This window comes from Rhodanobacter caeni (genome assembly GCF_039523575.1).
GTDB lineage: Bacteria > Pseudomonadota > Gammaproteobacteria > Xanthomonadales > Rhodanobacteraceae > Rhodanobacter > Rhodanobacter caeni.
Map to the genome: position 1 here is coordinate 632,810 of NZ_BAAAFO010000003.1, position 19,556 is coordinate 652,365.

Annotated in this window: 10 protein-coding genes; 8 read left to right on the top strand and 2 right to left on the bottom strand. The window is 66.2% G+C overall.

What is annotated here, in order from left to right; genetic code table 11:
- Positions 1 to 79 precede the first annotated feature (79 nt).
- A complete protein-coding gene (locus ABD017_RS11530) occupies positions 80 to 1,732 on the top strand; it encodes a M28 family metallopeptidase (RefSeq protein WP_343882894.1) in 1,653 nt (550 codons plus the stop codon).
- Positions 1,733 to 2,756: 1,024 nt separating this feature from the next.
- On the opposite strand, the gene ABD017_RS11535 is transcribed toward ABD017_RS11530, so the two are convergent.
- Entirely contained in the window at positions 2,757 to 4,373 is a 1,617-nt protein-coding gene (locus ABD017_RS11535; protein WP_343882895.1) for an alpha-glucosidase family protein, read from the bottom strand.
- A 426-nt stretch (positions 4,374 to 4,799) separates the two neighbouring features.
- On the opposite strand from ABD017_RS11535, the gene ABD017_RS11540 reads away from it, so the two are divergent.
- The 4 genes from ABD017_RS11540 (at position 4,800) to ABD017_RS11555 (ending at position 13,155) form a co-directional block, all read left to right on the top strand.
- Complete coding sequence (locus tag ABD017_RS11540; RefSeq protein WP_343882896.1) at positions 4,800 to 7,655, top strand: TonB-dependent receptor; 2,856 nt, start codon at positions 4,800 to 4,802, stop codon at positions 7,653 to 7,655.
- Between the two features lie 150 nt (positions 7,656 to 7,805).
- Positions 7,806 to 9,371 (top strand): alpha-amylase family glycosyl hydrolase, encoded by a 1,566-nt coding sequence (locus ABD017_RS11545; RefSeq protein WP_343882897.1) that lies wholly within the window; start codon positions 7,806 to 7,808, stop codon positions 9,369 to 9,371.
- Entirely contained in the window at positions 9,371 to 11,674 is a 2,304-nt protein-coding gene (locus tag ABD017_RS11550; protein ID WP_425543735.1) for an alpha-L-rhamnosidase-related protein, read from the top strand. Before ABD017_RS11545 ends, ABD017_RS11550 begins: the two co-directional genes overlap by 1 nt.
- On the top strand, positions 11,671 to 13,155 hold the full coding sequence (locus ABD017_RS11555; protein ID WP_343882898.1) for an MFS transporter: 1,485 nt from the start codon (positions 11,671 to 11,673) through the stop codon (positions 13,153 to 13,155). The genes ABD017_RS11550 and ABD017_RS11555 overlap by 4 nt, the downstream gene beginning before the upstream one ends.
- Positions 13,156 to 13,268: 113 nt before the next feature.
- On the opposite strand, the gene ABD017_RS11560 is transcribed toward ABD017_RS11555, so the two are convergent.
- Entirely contained in the window at positions 13,269 to 14,372 is a 1,104-nt protein-coding gene (locus ABD017_RS11560) for an alkene reductase (protein WP_343882899.1), read from the bottom strand.
- A 163-nt stretch (positions 14,373 to 14,535) separates the two neighbouring features.
- Here ABD017_RS11560 and ABD017_RS11565 point away from each other — a divergent pair, with 163 nt between their 5' ends.
- The 3 genes from ABD017_RS11565 (at position 14,536) to ABD017_RS11575 (ending at position 19,290) form a co-directional block, all read left to right on the top strand.
- A complete protein-coding gene (locus ABD017_RS11565) occupies positions 14,536 to 15,189 on the top strand; it encodes a DUF502 domain-containing protein (RefSeq protein ID WP_343882900.1) in 654 nt (217 codons plus the stop codon).
- A 16-nt stretch (positions 15,190 to 15,205) separates the two neighbouring features.
- Entirely contained in the window at positions 15,206 to 17,014 is a 1,809-nt protein-coding gene (locus ABD017_RS11570; RefSeq protein WP_343882901.1) for a M14 family metallopeptidase, read from the top strand.
- Positions 17,015 to 17,163: 149 nt separating this feature from the next.
- Positions 17,164 to 19,290, top strand: a complete 2,127-nt coding sequence (locus ABD017_RS11575; RefSeq protein ID WP_343882902.1) for a M13 family metallopeptidase — start codon at positions 17,164 to 17,166, stop codon at positions 19,288 to 19,290.
- Positions 19,291 to 19,556 lie beyond the last annotated feature (266 nt).

Consider the following 19,556-nt stretch of genomic DNA (forward strand, 5'->3'; position numbering starts at 1 on the left):
GCGACCGTGCCGACCGGCACCTGGATACGCCCCGCGCCGCTGACTACCATCGGGGAACCTTTCCGACAGGCAGCAGGCCGTGAAACGACTGATCCTCTCCACGCTGGCGCTGTCCACCTGCGCGCTGGCGAGCGCGGCCACCGCGCCCACCTTCAGCACCCAGCGCCTGTCCGCGGAAGTGAAGACGCTCTCTTCCGATGCGTTCGAGGGCCGCGGCCCGGCCACGCGGGCGGAAACCCGCACGATCGACTACGTGGTGGCGCAGATGAAGGCCGCCGGCGTGCAGCCCGGCGGCGACATCGTCGACGGCAAGCGCAGCTGGACCCAGGCAGTGCCGCTGCTGCGCAGCGCGATCGTCGGCACACCGGAGTTGACGCTCACCATCGACGCCAAGCCGCAGGCGCTGACCCAGGGCGAGCAGATCGCCGTGCGCGCGCCCACCAACGGCAGTCACGGCGTGGCCATCGCCGATGCGCCACTGGTTTTTGTGGGCTACGGCGTCAAGGCGCCCGAGCGGCAATGGGACGACTACAAGGGCGTGGACCTGCACGGCAAGATCGCCGTGGTGCTGATCAACGACCCCGACTTCGAGACAGGCAAGGGCGATTTCGGCGGCAAGGCCATGACCTACTACGGCCGCTGGACCTACAAGTACGAGGAAGCCGCGCGCCAGGGCGCGCTGGGCATGCTGGTGATCCACGAAACCGTACCGGCCTCCTACGGCTGGGCCACGGTGAAGAACTCCAACACCAACACGATGTTCGACATCGTGCGCGACAAGCCGGCCGAGGTGCATCCCGAACTGGAAGGCTGGATCCAGCGCGATCTGGCGGTGGCCATGTTCAAGGGCGCGGGCCTTGATTTCGACGCGCTGAAGAAAAAGGCGCAAACGCGCGATTTCCATCCCGTGGCGCTGAAGGGCGAAACGTTGTCGGCACGGTTCAAGGCCGACACCGAGGTGATCACCTCGCACAACATCGTCGGCCGCATCGAGGGCAGCCAGCGCCCGGACGAAACCGTGATCTACAGCGGCCACTGGGATCACCTGGGCGTGGGCGCCCCCGACGCCAGCGGCGACCGCATCTACAACGGCGCGGTGGACAACGCCACCGGCATCGCGGCGCTGATCGAACTGGGCCGCGCCTTCGCCCATGGCCCGCGGCCGCAGCGGTCGGTGATCTTCCTGGCCGTCACCGCCGAGGAAAAAGGCCTGCTCGGCTCGGAGTACTACGCCGCCAATCCGCTCTACCCGCTGGCGAAAACCGCCGGCGTGCTCAACGTCGATGCACTCGATCCGCACGGCCCCGCGCGCAACTTCACCATCTCCGGCAGCGCCAAGCTGGGCTTGCTGGACAAGCTGATCGCGGACGCGAAGCCCTACGGCATGGCCTACACGCCCGACCCGAAACCGGAGGGCGGTTACTTCTTCCGCTCCGATCATTTCTCGTTTGCCAAGCGCGGCGTGCCTGCCGTCTCCTTCGGCTCCGGCAACGACTGGATCGACGGCGGCATCGCCGCGGGCAAGGCCGCGGAGGACGACTACACCGAAAAGCGCTACCACCAGCCCGCCGACGAATGGCAGGCCAACTGGCCGTTCACCGGCATGGCCCGCGACCTCCAACTGCTCTACACCGTAGGCAACGACCTGGCCAATTCCGCCGCATGGCCCGACTGGAGCCGTGATTCCGAATTCCGCGCCATCCGCGACAAGAGCGCCGCCGATCGGAAATAACCGTAGGAGCGCACCCTGTGCGCGATGCCTTCGGCTCCTTGTAGGAGCGACTTCAGTCGCGACGCTTTTTGGTTTGGTGTGCCTCAGAGCAAGAGCTTTCGATCGCCTTCGGCGCTCGAGTTACTTTTCTCTTGCGTGGCCAAGAGAAAGTAACCAAAAGAGAAGGCCACCCCGCTTGGCGCTTGCCGGGCATCGTGCCCGGCAAGTCGGTGAGTCGGGGCCGGGCTTTTCGACAGGGCATCGGGCAACCGCTCCTGCGTTGCCTCAACTCCGGCATCCATGCCGTCGCCTGCCCTGGCGAAAAGGAGCCGACATCCATATCGGCTCCCGCTGCGCGGCCTGTCGACCCCGACTCACCGCCGCACAGGGGCCCCGGTAGAGCAGCGGGCCATCCTGGCCCGCACTCGGGATGGAGCCAGGGCAAAGGCAAAGCAAAAGCAAAAGCGCCAGCTTCATCGCCATCCCTCAGTCGTTCTCCCTGAGCGTAGGCCGAAGGCCGAAGTCGAAGGCCCTCCGTCAACCGCACCCTTCGACTTCGCCGCTGCGCGGCTACGCTCAGGGTGATCGGAGGCAAAGAGGAAACCTGGGAGTCGCACATCGCCGCGCTCTCGCCGCGGCGCAGCCGCGGCGTACCGAGTCCGCGCCACGATGGCGCGGCGCTCTACCCGGGGCCCCTCTGAAGCGGCGGGCGGGCGGAGGAAAAGCCCGCAGGGTGGCCGGCATGGATGCCGGCCAGTTTGGCGTCAGGGCAGGATGCCCTGTCGACAAACCCCGTAGCCCGCACGCGTACCATGCGGGCAGGATGTCCGCAAGGCGCGGAAGCGGGGTGGCCTTCTCTTTGGTTACTTTCTCTTGACCACGCAAGAGAAAGTAACTCGAGCGCCGAAGGCGATCGAAAGCTCTTGCTCTGAGGCCACACCAAAAAGCGTCGCGACTTAAGTCGCTCCTACAAAGAGCCGAAGGCATCGCGCAAAGAGCCATCGCGCACAGGGTGCGCTCCTACAGATTGGGCGATAGAAGGGGTTCACGCCACGCGCGCAAACCAGGCGCCGTACGCTGGTAGTTGCAGGCGGTCGCCATGCAGCGAGCCGGTCAGCAGCCCATGGCCTTCCAGAGCATGCAATGCCCCCAGGGCCGGCAACTGCACATCGACCGCCGCCTCGCCGAGATTGAATACCGCCAGCACCGTCTCGCCTTCGACATGACGCGTGAACGCCAATATCGGTTCGGGCACATCGACGAAGCTGATATTCCCCACGCACAACGCCGGTTGCGTCCTGCGCCAGCGCAGGAAGCTGCGAAAACCGTTGAGTACCGAGTGCGGATCGCGCTCCTGCAGCGCCACGGCCCGTTCGCGATGCTCCTGTGGCACTGGCAGCCACGGCGCGGCAACGCTGAAGCCGCCGTTGGCCTCGTCGGTCCACGGCATCGGCGTGCGGCAACCGTCACGCCCCTTGAACTGCGGCCAGAACGCGATGCCGTAGGGATCGCGCATCGCCTCGTAAGGCACGTCCGCTTCCGTGAGACCAAGCTCCTCGCCCTGGTAGATGCATACCGATCCGCGCAGCGAACACAGCACCGCCGTGAACAGGTTCGCCAGCGACGCCGACGCGTGGCCCCTGCCCCAACGCGTGATCACCCGCTCCACGTCGTGGTTGGAGATGGCCCAGCACGGCCAGCCCTGCTCCATCTGCGCTTCCAGCGCCTGCACGGTGTCGCGGATGTAGGTTGCGCTGAAATCGTCGGTGAGCAGTTCGAAGCTGTAGCCCATGTGCAGGCGGCCGGGACGGGTGTACTCGGCCATCGTGGCCAGCGAATCCTCCGAGGAGATTTCGCCCAGCGCGGCAACATCGGTATAGCCGTCCATAAGCGCACGCAGCTCGCCCAGGAACGGCAGGTTTTCCGGCTGCGTGTTGTTGAAGTAGTGGTACTGGAAGGCGTACGGGTTGTCGGGGCTGAAGCCGCGGCCCACGCGCTTGTCCTTCGGCTTGGGCGGGTTGTCGCGCAGCGCGCGGTCGTGGAAGCAGAAGTTGATCGAGTCCAGACGGAAACCGTCCACGCCCTTGTCGAGCCAGAAACGCAGATTGGTGAGCACCGCTGAGCGCACGTCCGGGTTGTGGAAGTTGAGATCCGGTTGCGAGGCCAGGAAATTGTGCAGGTAGTACTGCCCGCGGCGCGGCTCCCATCGCCAGGCCGAGCCGCCGAACAGCGACAGCCAGTTGTTGGGCGCGCTGCCGTCGTCCTTCGCGTCCGCCCACACGTACCAGTCCGCCTTGGGATTATCGCGGCTCTCGCGGCTTTCCTTGAACCAGGCATGCTCGTTCGAGGTGTGGCTGAGCACCTGGTCGATCATCACCTTCAACCCCAGCGCATGGGCCTTGGCCAGCAGGGCATCGAAGTCGGCAAGCGTGCCGAACAGCGGATCGACATCGCACGGGTCGGCGATGTCGTAGCCGAAATCGGTCATCGGCGAACGGAAGAACGGCGCGATCCAGATCGCTTCGACGCCCAGGCTGGCCACGTAATCGAGCTTGCGGATGATGCCGGGGAGATCGCCCACGCCGTCGCCATCGGTGTCCATGAAGCTGCGTGGATAAATCTGGTAGATGGCGGCTCCGCGCCACCAGGTTGCCTCGCTCATTCCGCCTGTCCCCTTGTTCTTGTTGTCGCGGCGCCGACGAAAACCGGATCGGCCCGACGGCATGACATGGGGGCAGCTTAATGGCAGCAGGCAATGCTCAATACGCGGGTGCATACGTATTCATTGGCACCATTTGCCGCATCGCAACACGATTATCTCCGCACTCCTGCGTCATGCAATGAAAGCGCGAGAAAAAAGGCTATCTCGCGCGAGAAGAACACATGGACCGAGACAGTGTTAGCGCAATCATTGATGCGCAGCACAAAAATGAATACGTATGCATGACCCGGCTGCAAGCGTGTTTCCGCGCCTACCATGGCCCCGCATCGACGCACCGCACGCACCGCCTCGCGGGCATGCGCAAGTCAATCGTCGATCCGTGATCCACACGCGCATACATCACAGAAACTGGGGAGGGGGCACACCATGGTATTCAAGCGAAACGTACTTGCCTTGGCATTGGCATCCGTCGGCTTTTGCGCGGCATCGGCCAGCCATGCCGCGCCGCAGGCGAACGACGGCAGCGACCAGGCCGCGCAGACGGCCGCGTCCAGCGACGTATCCACCGCCAAGGCAAAGGCGCAGGCGAAGGAAGCCGAGCACGTCAAGAACCTGAGCACGATCACGGTGACCGGCTTCAGCCGCAGCATCGAGACGTCGATCGACGTGAAGCGCTACGCCGACACGGTGGTGGACGTGGTGACGGCCGCGGATATCGGCGGCCTGCCCGACGTCTCCATCTCCGACGCACTGACCCGCCTGCCCGGCATCTCGGCCGAGCGCATCAACGGCGAGGCCAGCGCCATCAATATCCGCGGCATGTCCGGCGGGTTCGTGGAAACCACCTTGAACGGCCGCGAGCAGGGCGCCACCAGCGGCAGCCGCGTGATCCAGTTCGACCAGTACCCGTCGGAGATGATCAGCCAGGCGACGGTGTACAAGTCGCCCAAGGCGTCGTTGATCGAAGGCGGCGTGGCTGGCACGGTGGAGATGCAGACGGCCAACCCGCTGGAGAACTCCAAGCAGTACTCGGCGGTGTTCAACCTGCGCGGCAGCTACAACGACCGCGGCAACGAAACCGACGGCGCCAACCCGCGCGGCTATCGCGCCAGCGCCTCGTTCCAGGGCAAGTTCCTCAACGACACGCTCGGCCTCGGCCTGGGCGTGGCACAGATGTACCAGCCGCACGTGGCCGACCAGTTCAATGGCCTGGCCTACAACGGCACCAAGGACGTCAACGGCGACGGCGTCAACGAGTACACCAGCGAAGGCTTCGAGATGCAGCAGAACGGCGGCTCGGCACGCCGCAACGGCTTCATGGCCGTGGCGGTGTGGCAGCCCAGCGACTCGTTCACGCTGAAGGCGGACGGCTTCTACTCGCATTTCGACAGCGCCAGTTTCGGCCGCGGCTTCCGCGTGAAAACGCTGTCCAACGGCACCATCACCGACCCCAACATCCAGCCGGATGGCCAGGTCACCGGCGCTACCGTCACCAGCGATCCGTCCAATCCGTACTACACCATCCAGACCACCAACGACGACGACAGCACCGTCACCAGCGTGCTGTCCGGCGGCTTGAACGCGAAGTGGACGACGGGCTCGTGGACCGTCACCGGCGACGTGGGCATGTCGCGCGCCAAGAGCGACATGACCAATGCCGTCTCGTGGACGCTGCCGTTCAACGGCCTGGGCACGGCCAACCCGACCGTGGCCAGCGACCTCTCGGCCACGTACCAGCTGAAGAACCTCAACATCCCCGACGTCAGCTTCAACCGCGACCTCACCGATCGCAGCCAGATGGCGCTGGCCAAGGTCGGCGTCTATCCGTACATCTACGAGGACACCACCAAGGCGGCCAAGCTCGACGTCCAGTACGACCTGTTCAACAACTCGGTCATTTCCGCGATCCAGGCCGGCGCACGCTATTCGCAGCGTCGCTATCAGGCGGACCGTGCCATCTGGGAATACGGCAACGACTTCGGCCAGTACCAGAACGGCCAGGTGCCGCTGGCGTTGAACGACGGCAACTCGCACGTGGCCTGCTTCAAGGGCAACCTCTCCGGCTTCCCCTGCTTCCTGTCGGTCAACAGCCTGGCCGTGCTGGAAGAGAACGGCATCACGCCCGCGCCGACCCGGCAATGGGCCAACGACTGGACCCAGATCCAGAGCGCCACCGTCAGCGAGAACGTGCTGGCCGCCTACGTGATGGCCGACGTGGACACGATGATCGGCGACCACAACCTCACCGGCAACTTCGGCGTGCGCATGGTGCGCAGCGAGCAGTACAGCGAGGGCCTGCAGAACATCGGCGACGGCAGCGCACCGCCGCTCACCGACGGACTGGGCGTCGTCAGCACCAACTACCTGATGGTGCGCCGTGGCAAGAAGTACACCGACTACCTGCCGTCGCTGAACCTCAACTACCACTTCGACGACGCCAACCAGCTGCGCTTCGCCGCGGCCAAGGTGATGTCGCGCCCGCCGCTCAACAAGCTGATGGCCGGTGGCGGTTCGTGGATCGACGGCAACAAATACAACATGTGGGGCAATACCAGCCCGTTCCTGGACCCGTTCTACGCCAAGGCGTATGACCTGTCGTTCGAGCACTACATGGACGACAACGGCGGCGCCATCGTGGCGGCGCTGTTCTACAAGAAGATCGATTCGTTCATCGAGGATCGCACCATCGATCCGTTCGATTTCGCGGCGGCCGGCATCAAGGTGCCGATCAACCCCTCCACCGGCCAGCCGTACGAGAACGGCCAGTACCAGACCGCGGTGAACAACGACAAGGGCGGCTATGTCCGCGGCATCGAGCTGGACTACTCCAAGGTGTTCAAGTCGCTGCCCGGTGCCTGGTCAGGCCTGGGCTTCACCGGCAGCTTTGCCTACTCGCAGAGCAAGGTGACGGAAACCTCCACGCTGGGCGGCACGCCGCAGCAGATCGGCCTGCCCGGCCTGTCGCCGCGGGTGATCAACGGCACGCTGTTCTACGGCTACAAGGGCTTCGACACGCGCCTCTCCGCGCGCTATCGCGACCGCTTCGTCTCCAACCAGATGTCCGAAGACAGCCAGACGGTGTACTACGCGCCGGAGACCGTGGTCGATTACCAGGCCTCCTACGCGTTCCAGTCCGGAAGCCTGAAGGGCCTGAGCCTGCTGTTCCAGGTCAGCAACCTCACCGATCAGCCGACCCGCACCTACTTCGGCCGCGACGACCTCACCGGCACGCTGCAGTGGTTCGGCCGCCAGTACTACGTGGGCTTCACCTACGCGCTTTGAGCGATCGCGACCGGGCGCCGCCACCGCGGCGCCCGGCATTCTTCCTCTTCAGCCCGGACCGGTCGCACGCTGGATCCGGGCTTTTTTTCGGCCGGCGGCAACGCGCATCATGCGCAGGCGCCGCCCACGCGCAATCCACGGGGAGCGTCCATGTCCTGGCGACAGTCCATACGCAGCTGCACCACCACGCTATTTGCCGCGCTCGCACTCGGCTTTGCGAGCGCCATTGCCGCGGCAACGCCCGCGCCGGCAAACCACACGCCCGCAACCAGCGCGGCAACGTCGGACGTCTGGTACGAGATTTTCGTACGCAGCTGGGTCGACACCGACGGCGACGGCATCGGCGATCTCAATGGCGTCACCGCCAAACTCGATTACCTGAAGTCGCTGGGCGTCAGCGGCATCTGGCTGATGCCGATCAACCCCTCGCCCAGCAACCACGGCTACGACATCACCGACTACTACGGCATCAACCCGCAATACGGCAGCATGCAGGACTTCGAGAAACTGCTGGCGGAGGCGCACAAGCGCGGCATCAAGATCATCATGGATCTGGTGATGAACCACTCCAGCGACCAGCACCCGTGGTTCCGTGCCGCGCTGGACCCCAAGAGCCCGTATCACGACTGGTACCAGTGGTCGAACCCGCACACCGACCTCAAGGCGATCAGCGCTACCGGCACGCCAGCGTGGCACCGGCTGCACGGCAGGCACTACCTGGGCGTGTTCACCGGCGCCATGCCCGACCTCGATTTCGACAACCCCGCCGTGCGCCAGGAGATGATCCGCATCGGTCGCTACTGGCTGGAGAAGGGCGTGGACGGTTTCCGCGTGGATGCCGTGCAGCACGTCTATCTCGACTTCAAGGCCGACACCGACAACCCGCAGGTGCTGGCGAAAAACATCGCGTGGCTGGAACAGTTTCGCGCCGGCATGAATGCGGTCAATCCGCAGGCCTATATCGTGGGCGAGGTAACCCAGCCGTCGGCGGAAAAGCTGGCGCCGTACTTCAAGCCGCTCAGCGCCGTGTTCGATTTTCCGCTGGCGGAAAAGCTGATCGCCAGTGCACGGCAGGAACGCAACGACGGGCTTGATCGACTGCTCGGTCATATCGACACCACCTACCGCGCCACCACCGGCCGCTCGGGCGTCGATGCGCCCTTTCTTTCCAACCACGACCAGAACCGCGTGATGAGCCAGCTCGACGGCAACGCCGATCACATGCGCATGGCCGCCGCGATGCTGCTCACCCTGCCCGGCGAGCCGTTCATCTACTACGGCGAGGAGATCGGCATGCGTGGGCAAAAGCCCGACCCGGACATCCGCACGCCGATGCGCTGGAACCGCGCCACGAACGCGCCAGGCGAAACCACCTGGCGGGCCGGTCATGACGACCCCGCCACGTCGGTAGAGGCGCAGCGTGGCGACCCGGATTCCCTGCTGAATTTCTACACCGCGCTGATCCACTGGCGCAGCCAGGTCAGCGCGCTGCGCGATGGCGAGCTCACCCCGCACACCACGAACAACCCGCGGCTCGTCGCCTACCGTCTCGACGACGCCAGCAGCCACGTGCTGGTGCTGCACAATCTTTCCGGCAAGCCGCAGACGATTACGCCGGACAAGGCTCGCCGCGTGCTGTTGCAGAGCAAGCCCGGCGTGGCGCTGCATGATGGCGTGCTGCACCTGCCGCCCTACAGCACCGCGGTGTTGCAATGATGGTGTTGGCCACCGCCTTGGCCATGGCGCTATCGGGTGCCGTGGCGCCCGCCGCCGACAGCATCGAATGGCAGCAACGTCGCGCCAGCATGAGCATCGCCGCCGACGGCTTCGTATTGCACGCGCCCGATGGCGATCGCCACATCCCGACCCAACCGCTCGCCACCCATACCGCCAGCCCCTTGTTCGACGGCCTGTTCGCGATGGCGCTGGACGACCTGCACAAGGACTCGGTGGCGGCGATCCGCGACGATGCGTTCGATCATGGCCAGTCGATGCCCTGCCCATGTTTCGAGACCGGCGAGAAGTGGCATTACGTGTGGACGCGCGACCTGTCCTACGCGGTCGACCTGGGCCTGTGGCGGATCGACCCGGCACGGGCGAAAGCCTCGCTGCTGTTCAAGCTGTCCGACGTGCGCGAACCTTCCGCACCCACCGGCCTGTACCCGATGCAGGACACCGGCTCGGGCGGCAGCTGGCCGATCAGCACCGACCGCGTGGTGTGGTTCCTGGCGGCGCGGCACCTGCTGGGCGATCCGGCGTTTGCCGACACCGTGTACCGCGCGCTTGCCGACACGCTGGCGCAGGACGGCCACTACGTCTTCGACGCGGCGATGGGCCTGTATCGCGGCGAGACATCCTTCCTCGACTGGCGCGAGCAGAGCTATCCGGGCTGGACCGCCAATGACGTGCGCTTCATCGCGCAGTCCCATGCGCTGTCGACCAACGTGCTGTATTACGAGGCCTTGCAATTGGCCGTCCAGATGGCCGAACGCCGCCATGATCCGAAGGCGGCCGATTACCGCGCCAAGGCGCGCGCATTGAAGGCTGCCATCAACGAGCGCTTCTGGCGCAGCGACCGCGGCCTGTACATGAGCTACATCGGCGGCGACGGCATGCCGATCGAGGCCTACGACCTGCTGGGCACCGCGCTGGCGATCACCAGCGGCGTGGCCGATGGCGAACGCGCCCGCCGGGCGCTCGCCAACTACCCCGCGTATCCGGCCGGCAGCCCGGTGATCTGGCCCGAGCGTGCCGACCAGCCGATCTACCACAACCGCGCCATCTGGCCGTTCGTGAGCGCCTACGCCTTGCGCGCCGCGCGCATGGTGAACGACTCCGAACGCATCGCGCACGAGCTGCGCTCGTTGCTTAGCGGCGCCGCGCTCAGCGGCTCCAACATGGAGAACTTCGAACTGCTGAGCCAGCGCGTGCACGTGGAGGACGGCGCGCTCAGCGGCCCGGTGGTCAACTCGCCGCGCCAGCTGTGGTCGGTGGGCGGCTACCTGGACATGGTGATCGAGGGCGTGTTCGGCCTGGGCGCCGATGGCCGCGTCGAACCGAAGCTGCCGGCCTCCCTGCTGCCGATGCTGTTCGGCGACCAGGACCGCGTAAGCCTGCAACTGCGCGATCGTCGCATCACCCTGCGGCGACCGGCCACGGTGGACGGCAACCTGCTGGTGGCTGGCAGCGTCGAACGCCATGGTAGCGACACGGTAGTGATGCTGAAGGCGATCCACGCGAACGCCGCGCCCTTGCGATCGGACGCGCCGCTGTTTGCGCCAGCCACGCCGGCAGCGCCGACGGTCAGCCGCGACGGCGACAGCTGGCGCGTGAGCGGACCGGCCAACGCCCGGCTTTATCTGAACGGGAAGCTGCAGGACAGCGCCCCATGCCGTCACTCCTGCGAAAGCAGAAGCGCTTTTCAACCGTCCGAAGGACTGACCAATCCAGTGGCTTCACCGCGGCAGGAGCCAAGTCACTGGATCCCGGCTTCCGCCGGGATGACGGATGGGCGGGGCTACCGCCAAGTGCCCATGCAGCCGACACGGCAATGTTTCAGCCTCACCACGCTCGCAGCCGACGGGCTCGAATCCCTGCCCAGCCCCGCCACCTGCGTGGGCCCGCTGCAACACGTTTCCGGCACCTGGCCGCGCACGTGGACGGCGCCGGTCGGTGGCCGCTTCCGGGCCACCCTGGTCTACGCCAACGATCACGGCCCGATCAATACCGGCATCACCGCCGCAGTGAAGAACCTGGCGGTCGAGTGCGAGGGCGCGCCGATGCAGACAATGCCCGTGGTGATGCCGCACAGTATCGGCATGCAGCCATCCACCGATGTCACCTTCGATGCGCCCGCGGGCGCGCGATGCCGCTTCTCGATCCGCGAGGGGTTCAACATGAGCTTCCTGCGCAACTTCGCCCACTACACCGGCGGCCAGGGAGGCATCGACGGGCCCTTGAACGACGCGCGCGTCGGCGAGCTTCTGATCGCGCCGCTGGCTGCGGGAACCACGCCATGAACCGCAAACCCGAGCTGTCGTTCTGGCAGATCTGGAACATGTGCTTCGGCTTTCTCGGCATCCAGTTCGGCCTGGCGCTGCAGAACGCCAACGCCAGCCGCATCTTCCAGACCCTGGGCGCCAGCATCGAAAGCATCCCGGTGATGTGGATCGCCGCGCCACTGACCGGCCTGCTGGTGCAGCCCATCGTGGGCCATTTGTCCGACCGCACGTGGAACCGCCTCGGGCGGCGCCGGCCGTATTTCCTGGTGGGCGCAGTGCTCACCACGGCGGCGCTGCTGGCGATGCCCAACTCGCCCGCGCTGTGGGTGGCCGCGGGCCTGCTGTGGATCATGGATGCGTCGATCAACGTCTCGATGGAGCCGTTCCGCGCCTTCGTGGGCGACCAGCTGCCGCCGCGCCAGCGCCCGCTGGGTTTCGCCATCCAGAGCTTCTTCATCGGCGTGGGCTCGGTGATCGCCTCGGCCCTGCCCTGGCTGCTGGCCCGCGCGGGCGTGGACAACGTGGCGGCCGAGGGCGTGATTCCCGATACGGTGAAGTTCGCCTTCTATGCCGGCGGCGCGGTGCTGTTCGGCGCGGTGCTGTGGACAGTGATCACCTCGCGCGAATACCCGCCGGAGCAGTTGCAGGCGTTTGCGGACAGCCATGCCGACGAGACGGTCGATGTGGACACGCACGCGGCGTGGCGCAGCGGCCTGGCGTGGCTGGCGGCCGGTGTGGCGGGCATCGTGCTGGTGGCGATCTTCTCGCTGGAGAAGGAGCTGTACCTGCTCACCGGCGGCGTGGCCGCGTACGGCCTAGCCTCGCTGTGGCTGGGCCGCGCGCGCCGCCGCGAGGGCATGCTGACCCAGGTGATGGCCGACCTGTACACCATGCCCGACGCGATGCGGCGGCTGGCGTGGGTGCAGTTCTTTTCGTGGTTCGCGTTGTTCGCGTTGTGGATCTACACCACGCCCGCGGTGGCGCAGGTGCATTTCGGCAGCACCGATCCGCACTCGGTGGCCTACAACGAGGGCGCCAACTGGGTGGGCGTGCTGTTTGCCGCCTACAACGGTTTCGCGGCGCTGGCCGCGCTGGTGATCCCGCTGATGGTGCGCCGCTGGGGCCTGCGCGTGAGTCACCTGGTGAACGTGTGGCTGGGTGGCGCGGGGCTGCTCTCGTTCCTGTTCATCCGCGACCCGCAATGGCTGCTGCTGTCGATGGTGGGCGTGGGCTTTGCGTGGGCGTCGATCCTGTCGTTGCCCTACGTGCTGCTGTCCGACAGCCTGCCCGCGGCGAAGATGGGCGTGTACATGGGGATCTTCAATTTCTTCATCGTGATACCGCAGCTGCTGGCTGCCAGCGTGCTGGGCGTTCTGCTGAAGCTGTTCTTCCACGGCCAGCCGGTGTGGGCACTGGCGCTGGGCGGAGGCAGCCTGCTGGTCGCCGGGCTTTTCACCTTGCGGGTGCGCGAACCGCAGGCGGCGTCGATCGCGCATTGACACTTCACCTGTGGGAGCGGCTTCAGCTGCCATGCTTCTGCTTTGAGCCCCAAAGCAAGAGCATCGCGACTGAAGTCGCTCCTACATGGCTGTCGCGCCTACGCCACACCCGATCAATCCATCGCCGGGTAATCGGTATACCCCTGCGCACCGCCGCCATAAAACGTCATCTGATCGGGCGCATTGAGCGGCGCGTTTTCGCGCAGCCGGCGTGGCAGGTCGGGGTTGGCCAGGAAGGGCACGCCGAACGCCACCAGGTCGGCCTTGCCGCTGGCCACCGCGTCAATCGCCATGGCGCGGTCGTAGCCGTTGTTGACGATCCAGGCGCCGCGGAACGGCTTGCGCATGGCGGCGTAGTCGAACGGTTGCGGATGGCGGTTGCCGCCGGTTTCGCCTTCGATCACGTGGATGTAGGCCAGGTCCAGCGTGGCCAGCCGCTCGACGGCGCGGTTGAACAGCGCCTGCGGATCGCTGTCGGCAATGTCGCCGGCCGGGGTCAGCGGCGACAGGCGCACGCCGGTGCGGCCGGGGCCGACCTCGCGCGCCACCGCTTCGCACACCTCGAACAAGAGGCGCGTGCGGTTCTCGATGCTGCCGCCGTAGGCGTCGGTGCGATGGTTGCTCCGGTCGCGCAGGAACTGGTCGATCAGGTAGCCGTTGGCGCCGTGCACCTCGACCGCATCGAAACCGGCCTCGCGCGCGTTGGCGGCGGCCTGGCGGTAGGTATCGATGATGCGGGGGATTTCATCCAGCGCCAGCGCGCGCGGCGTGGAGACATCCACGAAACCGTCGGCGATGAAGGTCTTGGCGTCGGCGCGGATGGCCGAAGGCGCCACCGGCGCCTGGCCGTCCGGTTGCAGCGACACGTGCGAGATGCGGCCCACGTGCCACAACTGCAGTGCGATGCGCCCGCCCTTGGCGTGCACCGCGTCGGTGACCTTCTTCCAGCCGGCGATCTGCTCGGGCGAATGGATGCCTGGCGTGGCGATGTAGCCCTGCCCTTCGGGGCTGATCTGGGTGGCCTCGGCAATGATCAGGCCGGCACTGGCGCGCTGCGCGTAATAGGTGGCGTTGAGCTCGGTGGGCACGTTGCCGGCGCTGGCGCGGTTGCGGGTCAGCGGCGCCATCACCACGCGGTTGGGCAGCGAAAGATCGCCGACCTGGATCGGCTGGAACAATACCTCGGCGTCGCTCGGGCGGCTGTGGAAAGCGGTCATGGGATTTCCTTGTGGGGTCGAAGCGCGGACAGGCGCGTGGGGAACGCACATCCTGACCGGGCCCATGTTTGCGTTTGATGAGCAAGGGTCACCGCCGCGGCGTGGCGACGGTCACCGCCGGCAGCGTCCACTACAATGGCCGCTTTCCGCGCCGATCACCGCCATGCCGCCATTGCGCCTGAAACGCTACCTGCTGACCGGCCTGCTCACCTTCATCCCATTGTGGGTGACGTGGCTGGTATTCAAGTTTGTGCTGGGCGTGCTGGCGGATATCGGCGCGCCGATGGTGGCCGCGCTGCTGGGTGCGCTGGCGCTGGTGGCGCCGCGCACGGCGGCGGTGCTGGGCAGCGGATGGTTCACCTCCGCGGTGGCGCTGCTAATCACGCTGGGCGCGTTGTACCTGCTGGGTGCGCTGGCCAACCGCGTGATCGGGCAACGCGTGATCGCGGCGTTCGACAATCTGCTGGCGCGCATCCCGGTGGTGCAGACGATCTACGGCGGCACCAAGAAATTGATGGCCGTGCTGCAGAACAAGCCCTCCGGCGTGCAGCGCGTGGTGCTGGTGGAGTTTCCCCGGCGCGGCATGAAAGTCGTCGGCTTCGTCACCCGGGTGATGATCGAGGAAGGCAGCGGCCGCGAGATGGCGGCGGTGTTCATCCCCACCACGCCCAACCCCACCGGCGGCTATCTGGAAGTGGTGCCGCTGGCCGAGCTGACACCCACCGACTGGACCATGGACCAGGCCATGGCTTTCATCATTTCCGGCGGCGCGGTGGCGCCCGATACGCTGCCGGCGCCGCGCCTGCCCACCAAATAACGGCACGGGAATTTCCATGTATCGATGGCTGCTGATTCCCCTGCTTGCCCTTGCGACACTGGCCGCCCACGCCACCGACTGGACCACGCCGGCGGAAGCGGCGCAGTTCCGCACCACGCCCAGCTACGCCGACACGCTGGCGTATCTGCAACGGTTGCAGAAGGCGGCGCCGGGCGTGATCCATCTGGAAACCTTCGGCACCACGCCCGAAGGCCGGCCGATGACGGTGGTGATCGCCAGCGGCGACGGCACGTTCGATCCGGCGGCCGCGCGCACCGCGCACAAACCGGTGGTGCTGGTGCAGGCCGGGATCCACCCCGGCGAGATCGAAGGCAAGGATGCGGGGCTGATGCTGCTGCGCGATATCGCGGTCACGGGCAAATATCCGCATCTGCTCGATGACCTGGTGCTGGTGTACATCCCGGTGTTCAGCGTGGACGGCCACGAGAACACCAGCCCCTACCATCGCATCAACCAGAACGGCCCCGCGTCGATGGGCTTTCGCGGCCAGTCGCAGTACCTCAACCTCAACCGCGACTACGTCAAGGCCGACGCGCCGGAGATGCGCGCGTGGCTGAAGCTGTGGCAGGCGTGGCTGCCCGATTTCCTGATCGACGTGCACACCACCGACGGCGCCGACTACCAGTACGACCTCACCTGGTACACCGAGGATCCGCACAAGCTCGATCCCGCCGTGAGCGCTTGGCAGCACGACGCCATCGCCCGCGCGATGCCTGCGTACGAAAAACGCGGCCACCTCGCCTCCAGCTACCTGGAGTTCAAGGACGGCCGCGATCCGCTCAAGGGCCTGGAAAACTTCGGCTCCGGCCCGCGCTTTTCCACCGGCTACGCGGCGCTGCAAAACCGGCCCGCGCTGCTGGTCGAAACGCACATGCTGAAGCCGTACGCGAACCGCGTGCGCGCCACCTACGATATCGTGGAGTTGATGCTGGAACAGATCGGCGCGCATCCCGCTGCCCTGCTCGCGGCCACCGCGAAAGCGGATGCCGACACCATCGCCCGCGCCCACGATGCCAAGGCCAGCGTGGCGCTGACCTTCAAGCTCGATCCCCAACCCACCAGGTTCACGCTGAAGGGCTACGCGTTCACGCGCAGCCACAGCGACATCTCCAACAGCGCGTGGATACGCTACGACTCCAGCCAGCCAAAGACCTACACCATCGACAACTGGAACCGCCTGCTGCCGGACCTGTCCATCGCGCCGCCGGCCGCCTACGTGGTGCCCGCGCAGTGGACGGCGATCATCGAGCGGCTGGACGCGCACGGCATCGGCTACCTGCGCACCACGCAGCCTCTGACGATCCACGCCGAGGGCTACCAGCTGGACGAACCACGCTGGGCCGACAAGCCATTCGAAGGCCTCCTGATGCTGCGCGATTTCCGCCTGCGCGCGCTGCCGCGCCAGGTGCACCTGCCCGCCGGTTCCGCGATCGTGCCGATGGACCAGCGCGCCGCCAACGTGGCGATCAACCTGCTGGAACCGCAGGCACCGGACTCGCTGCTGCGCTGGGGTTATCTCGATGCCATCTTCGAGGCCAAGGAATACGGCGAACCGCGCGTGGTGGAAAAGCTGGCGCGCGAGATGCTGGCGAAAGATCCGGCGCTGAAGGCCGAATTCCAGCGCAGGCTGCACGACGACCCGGCCTTCGCCGGCAACAGCCACGCGCGGCTGGCCTTCTTCTTCGAACGCTCGCCCTGGTACGCCGCGCAAGGCGTCGGCGCCTATCCGGTGCTGCGTCTGGACGCCGCACAATGGCGGTCGTTGTCGGCGCATGGCGCAACGGTGCCCAGCACCCGCCCCTGAGGCCCCGCACCCCTGACCTTTGACACTGTGCCCACCATGACGATTGACCTAGCTTGGCTCGTCATTCTCGCGGCCTGTGTACGATCCACCACCTGCCACGCCCGCCATCCAAACGCCGCGCTCGCGGACCATCATCACGAGGGAAATCCATGACCAAGCCGTATCTGAAACCCCTGGCGCTGGCCGTCAGCCTGGCCTTGTCGCTGACCGCCTGCGGCAAGCAGGAGCCGGCCGAATCCGGCACGCCTGCCCCCAGCGCCAGCGCGGCCCCGGCGGCCACCGTCGCCGCGGCGCCGGCCGCGTCGGGCGGCATCTTCGACGTCAGCGAGCTCGACCCGAACATCAACGCCTGCCAGGACTTCAACGGCTTCGTCAACGACAAGTGGGTTGCCGCCAACCCGATCCCCGCCGACCACACCAGCTGGGGCGCGTTCAACAAGCTGGCCGAGGACAGCCTCAACACGCAACATGAAATCGTCGAGGCCGCGGGCAAGCACGCGGCTTCCGCCAAGGCCGGTTCGATCGAGCAGAAGATCGGCTACCTGTACCAGTCCGGCATGGACGAGGCCACCATCGACAAGGCCGGCTTCGACCCGATCAAGCCCCGCCTCGACGCGATCGCCGGCCTGAAGAACACGTCCGACATCGTCGACTTCATCGACAAGAGCTACGCCCAGGGCAATGGCCAGGTGTTCGTCTTCACTTCCGGCGCGGATTTCGAGGACGCCAAGCTGCAGATCGGCTACGCGATGCAAGGCGGCCTGGGCCTGCCCACCAAGGACTACTACACCAAGCCCCAGTTCAAGGACATCCGCGACGCCTACGTGGCCTACATCGCCAAGTCGCTGGAGCTGACCGGGGTGCCGGCTGCCGACGCGAAAGCGCAGGCCGACCAGGTGATGAAGCTGGAAACCTCGCTGGCCGCCGCCTCGCTGGCACCCACCGAAATGCGCGACCTGGACAACCAGTACCACTTCGTCAGCGTGAAGGAAGCGGACAAGATCACCCCGCATTTCAGCTGGGAGAAATTCTTCGACACCCAGGGTGTCACCATCGACAAGGGCTTCTCGCTGTCGCAGCCGAAGTTCTTCGCCGAGTTCGACAAGCTGCTGGCCAACGCGCCGGCCTCGCAGTGGCAGGCCTACCTGCGCTTCCACACCATCGACGATGCCGCCAACGCGCTGTCGAAGGATTTCCGCGACAACCGGTTCGACTTCTACGGCAAGACCCTGGCCGGCCAGCCGCAGCAGCAGGAGCGCTGGAAGCAGGTGCTGAACGCGGTCAACGGCGCCATGGGCCAGGCCCTTGGCCAGCTGTACGTGGCCCGGGAGTTCACCCCGGAAGCGAAGCAGCGCGCCGAGGAGCTGGTCACCAACGTGCGCAACGCGCTGAAGACGCGCATCGAGAACCTGGACTGGATGAGCGCCGACACCAAGGCCAAGGCGATCGAGAAGTGGGAGCAGTTCCTGCCCAAGATCGGCTACCCGGACAAGTGGCGCGACTGGTCGGGCCTGAAGCTCGTCCCGGACAACTACTACGCCAACCTGCAGGCGGCGGCCAAGTTCAACTACGACTATGACATCGCCCACATCGGCAAGCCCACCGACCGCGGCGAGTGGTACATGACGCCACAGACGGTCAATGCGTACTACGACCCCAGCACCAACACGATCAACTTCCCGGCCGCGATCCTGCAGCCGCCGTTCTTCGATGCCAAGGCCGATGACGCGATCAACTACGGCGGCATCGGCGCGGTGATCGGCCACGAGGCCAGCCACGGCTTCGATGACCAGGGCAGCCAGTTCGATGGCTTCGGCAACCGCCACAACTGGTGGACCAAGCAGGACCAGGCTCAATTTGACGCGCGCAGCACCAAGCTGGTGGACCAGTTCAACGCCTACGCGCCGATCAAGGACAAGCCCGACCTGCACGTCAACGGCAAGCTGACCCTGGGCGAGAACATCGCCGACCTGGGCGGCCTCAGCGTGGCCTACGACGCGCTGCAGACGGCGCTGAAGAACCACCCGGACGAGGCGAACAAGAAGATCGACGGCTACACCCAGGACCAGCGCTTCTTCCTCAACTGGGCACGCGTGTGGCGCGGCAGCATGCGCGAGAAGACCTCGATCGTGCGCCTCAACACCGACCCGCATGCACCGATGGCCCTGCGCGCCAGCGCCGCGCCGTCCAACATGCCGGCGTTTGCCAAGGCGTTCCAGTGCAAGAGCGGCGACGCGATGGTGCGCCCGGCCGACGCCCAGGTGAAGATCTGGTAAGGCGTTCGCGCCGACACGCGACAGCGAAACCAGGAGGCCCCGCATGCGGATGCGGGGCCTCTTTCGTTGTGGCGAGGCGCCAGCCGGCTACAACGCTATTGCAAATCATTCTCATTCCTTTACCATGCGTGCGGTCGCGCATCGCCCCGGTCCACGGGTTGCCAGCGCTCCACCCTCCCGCAAAAGCACGCCTCGGCACGATGCCGACGGCTGCGCCGTTCCGCCGTTCGCCCGGCGCCGGCAGCGGCCCATCGCAGATGGCAAAG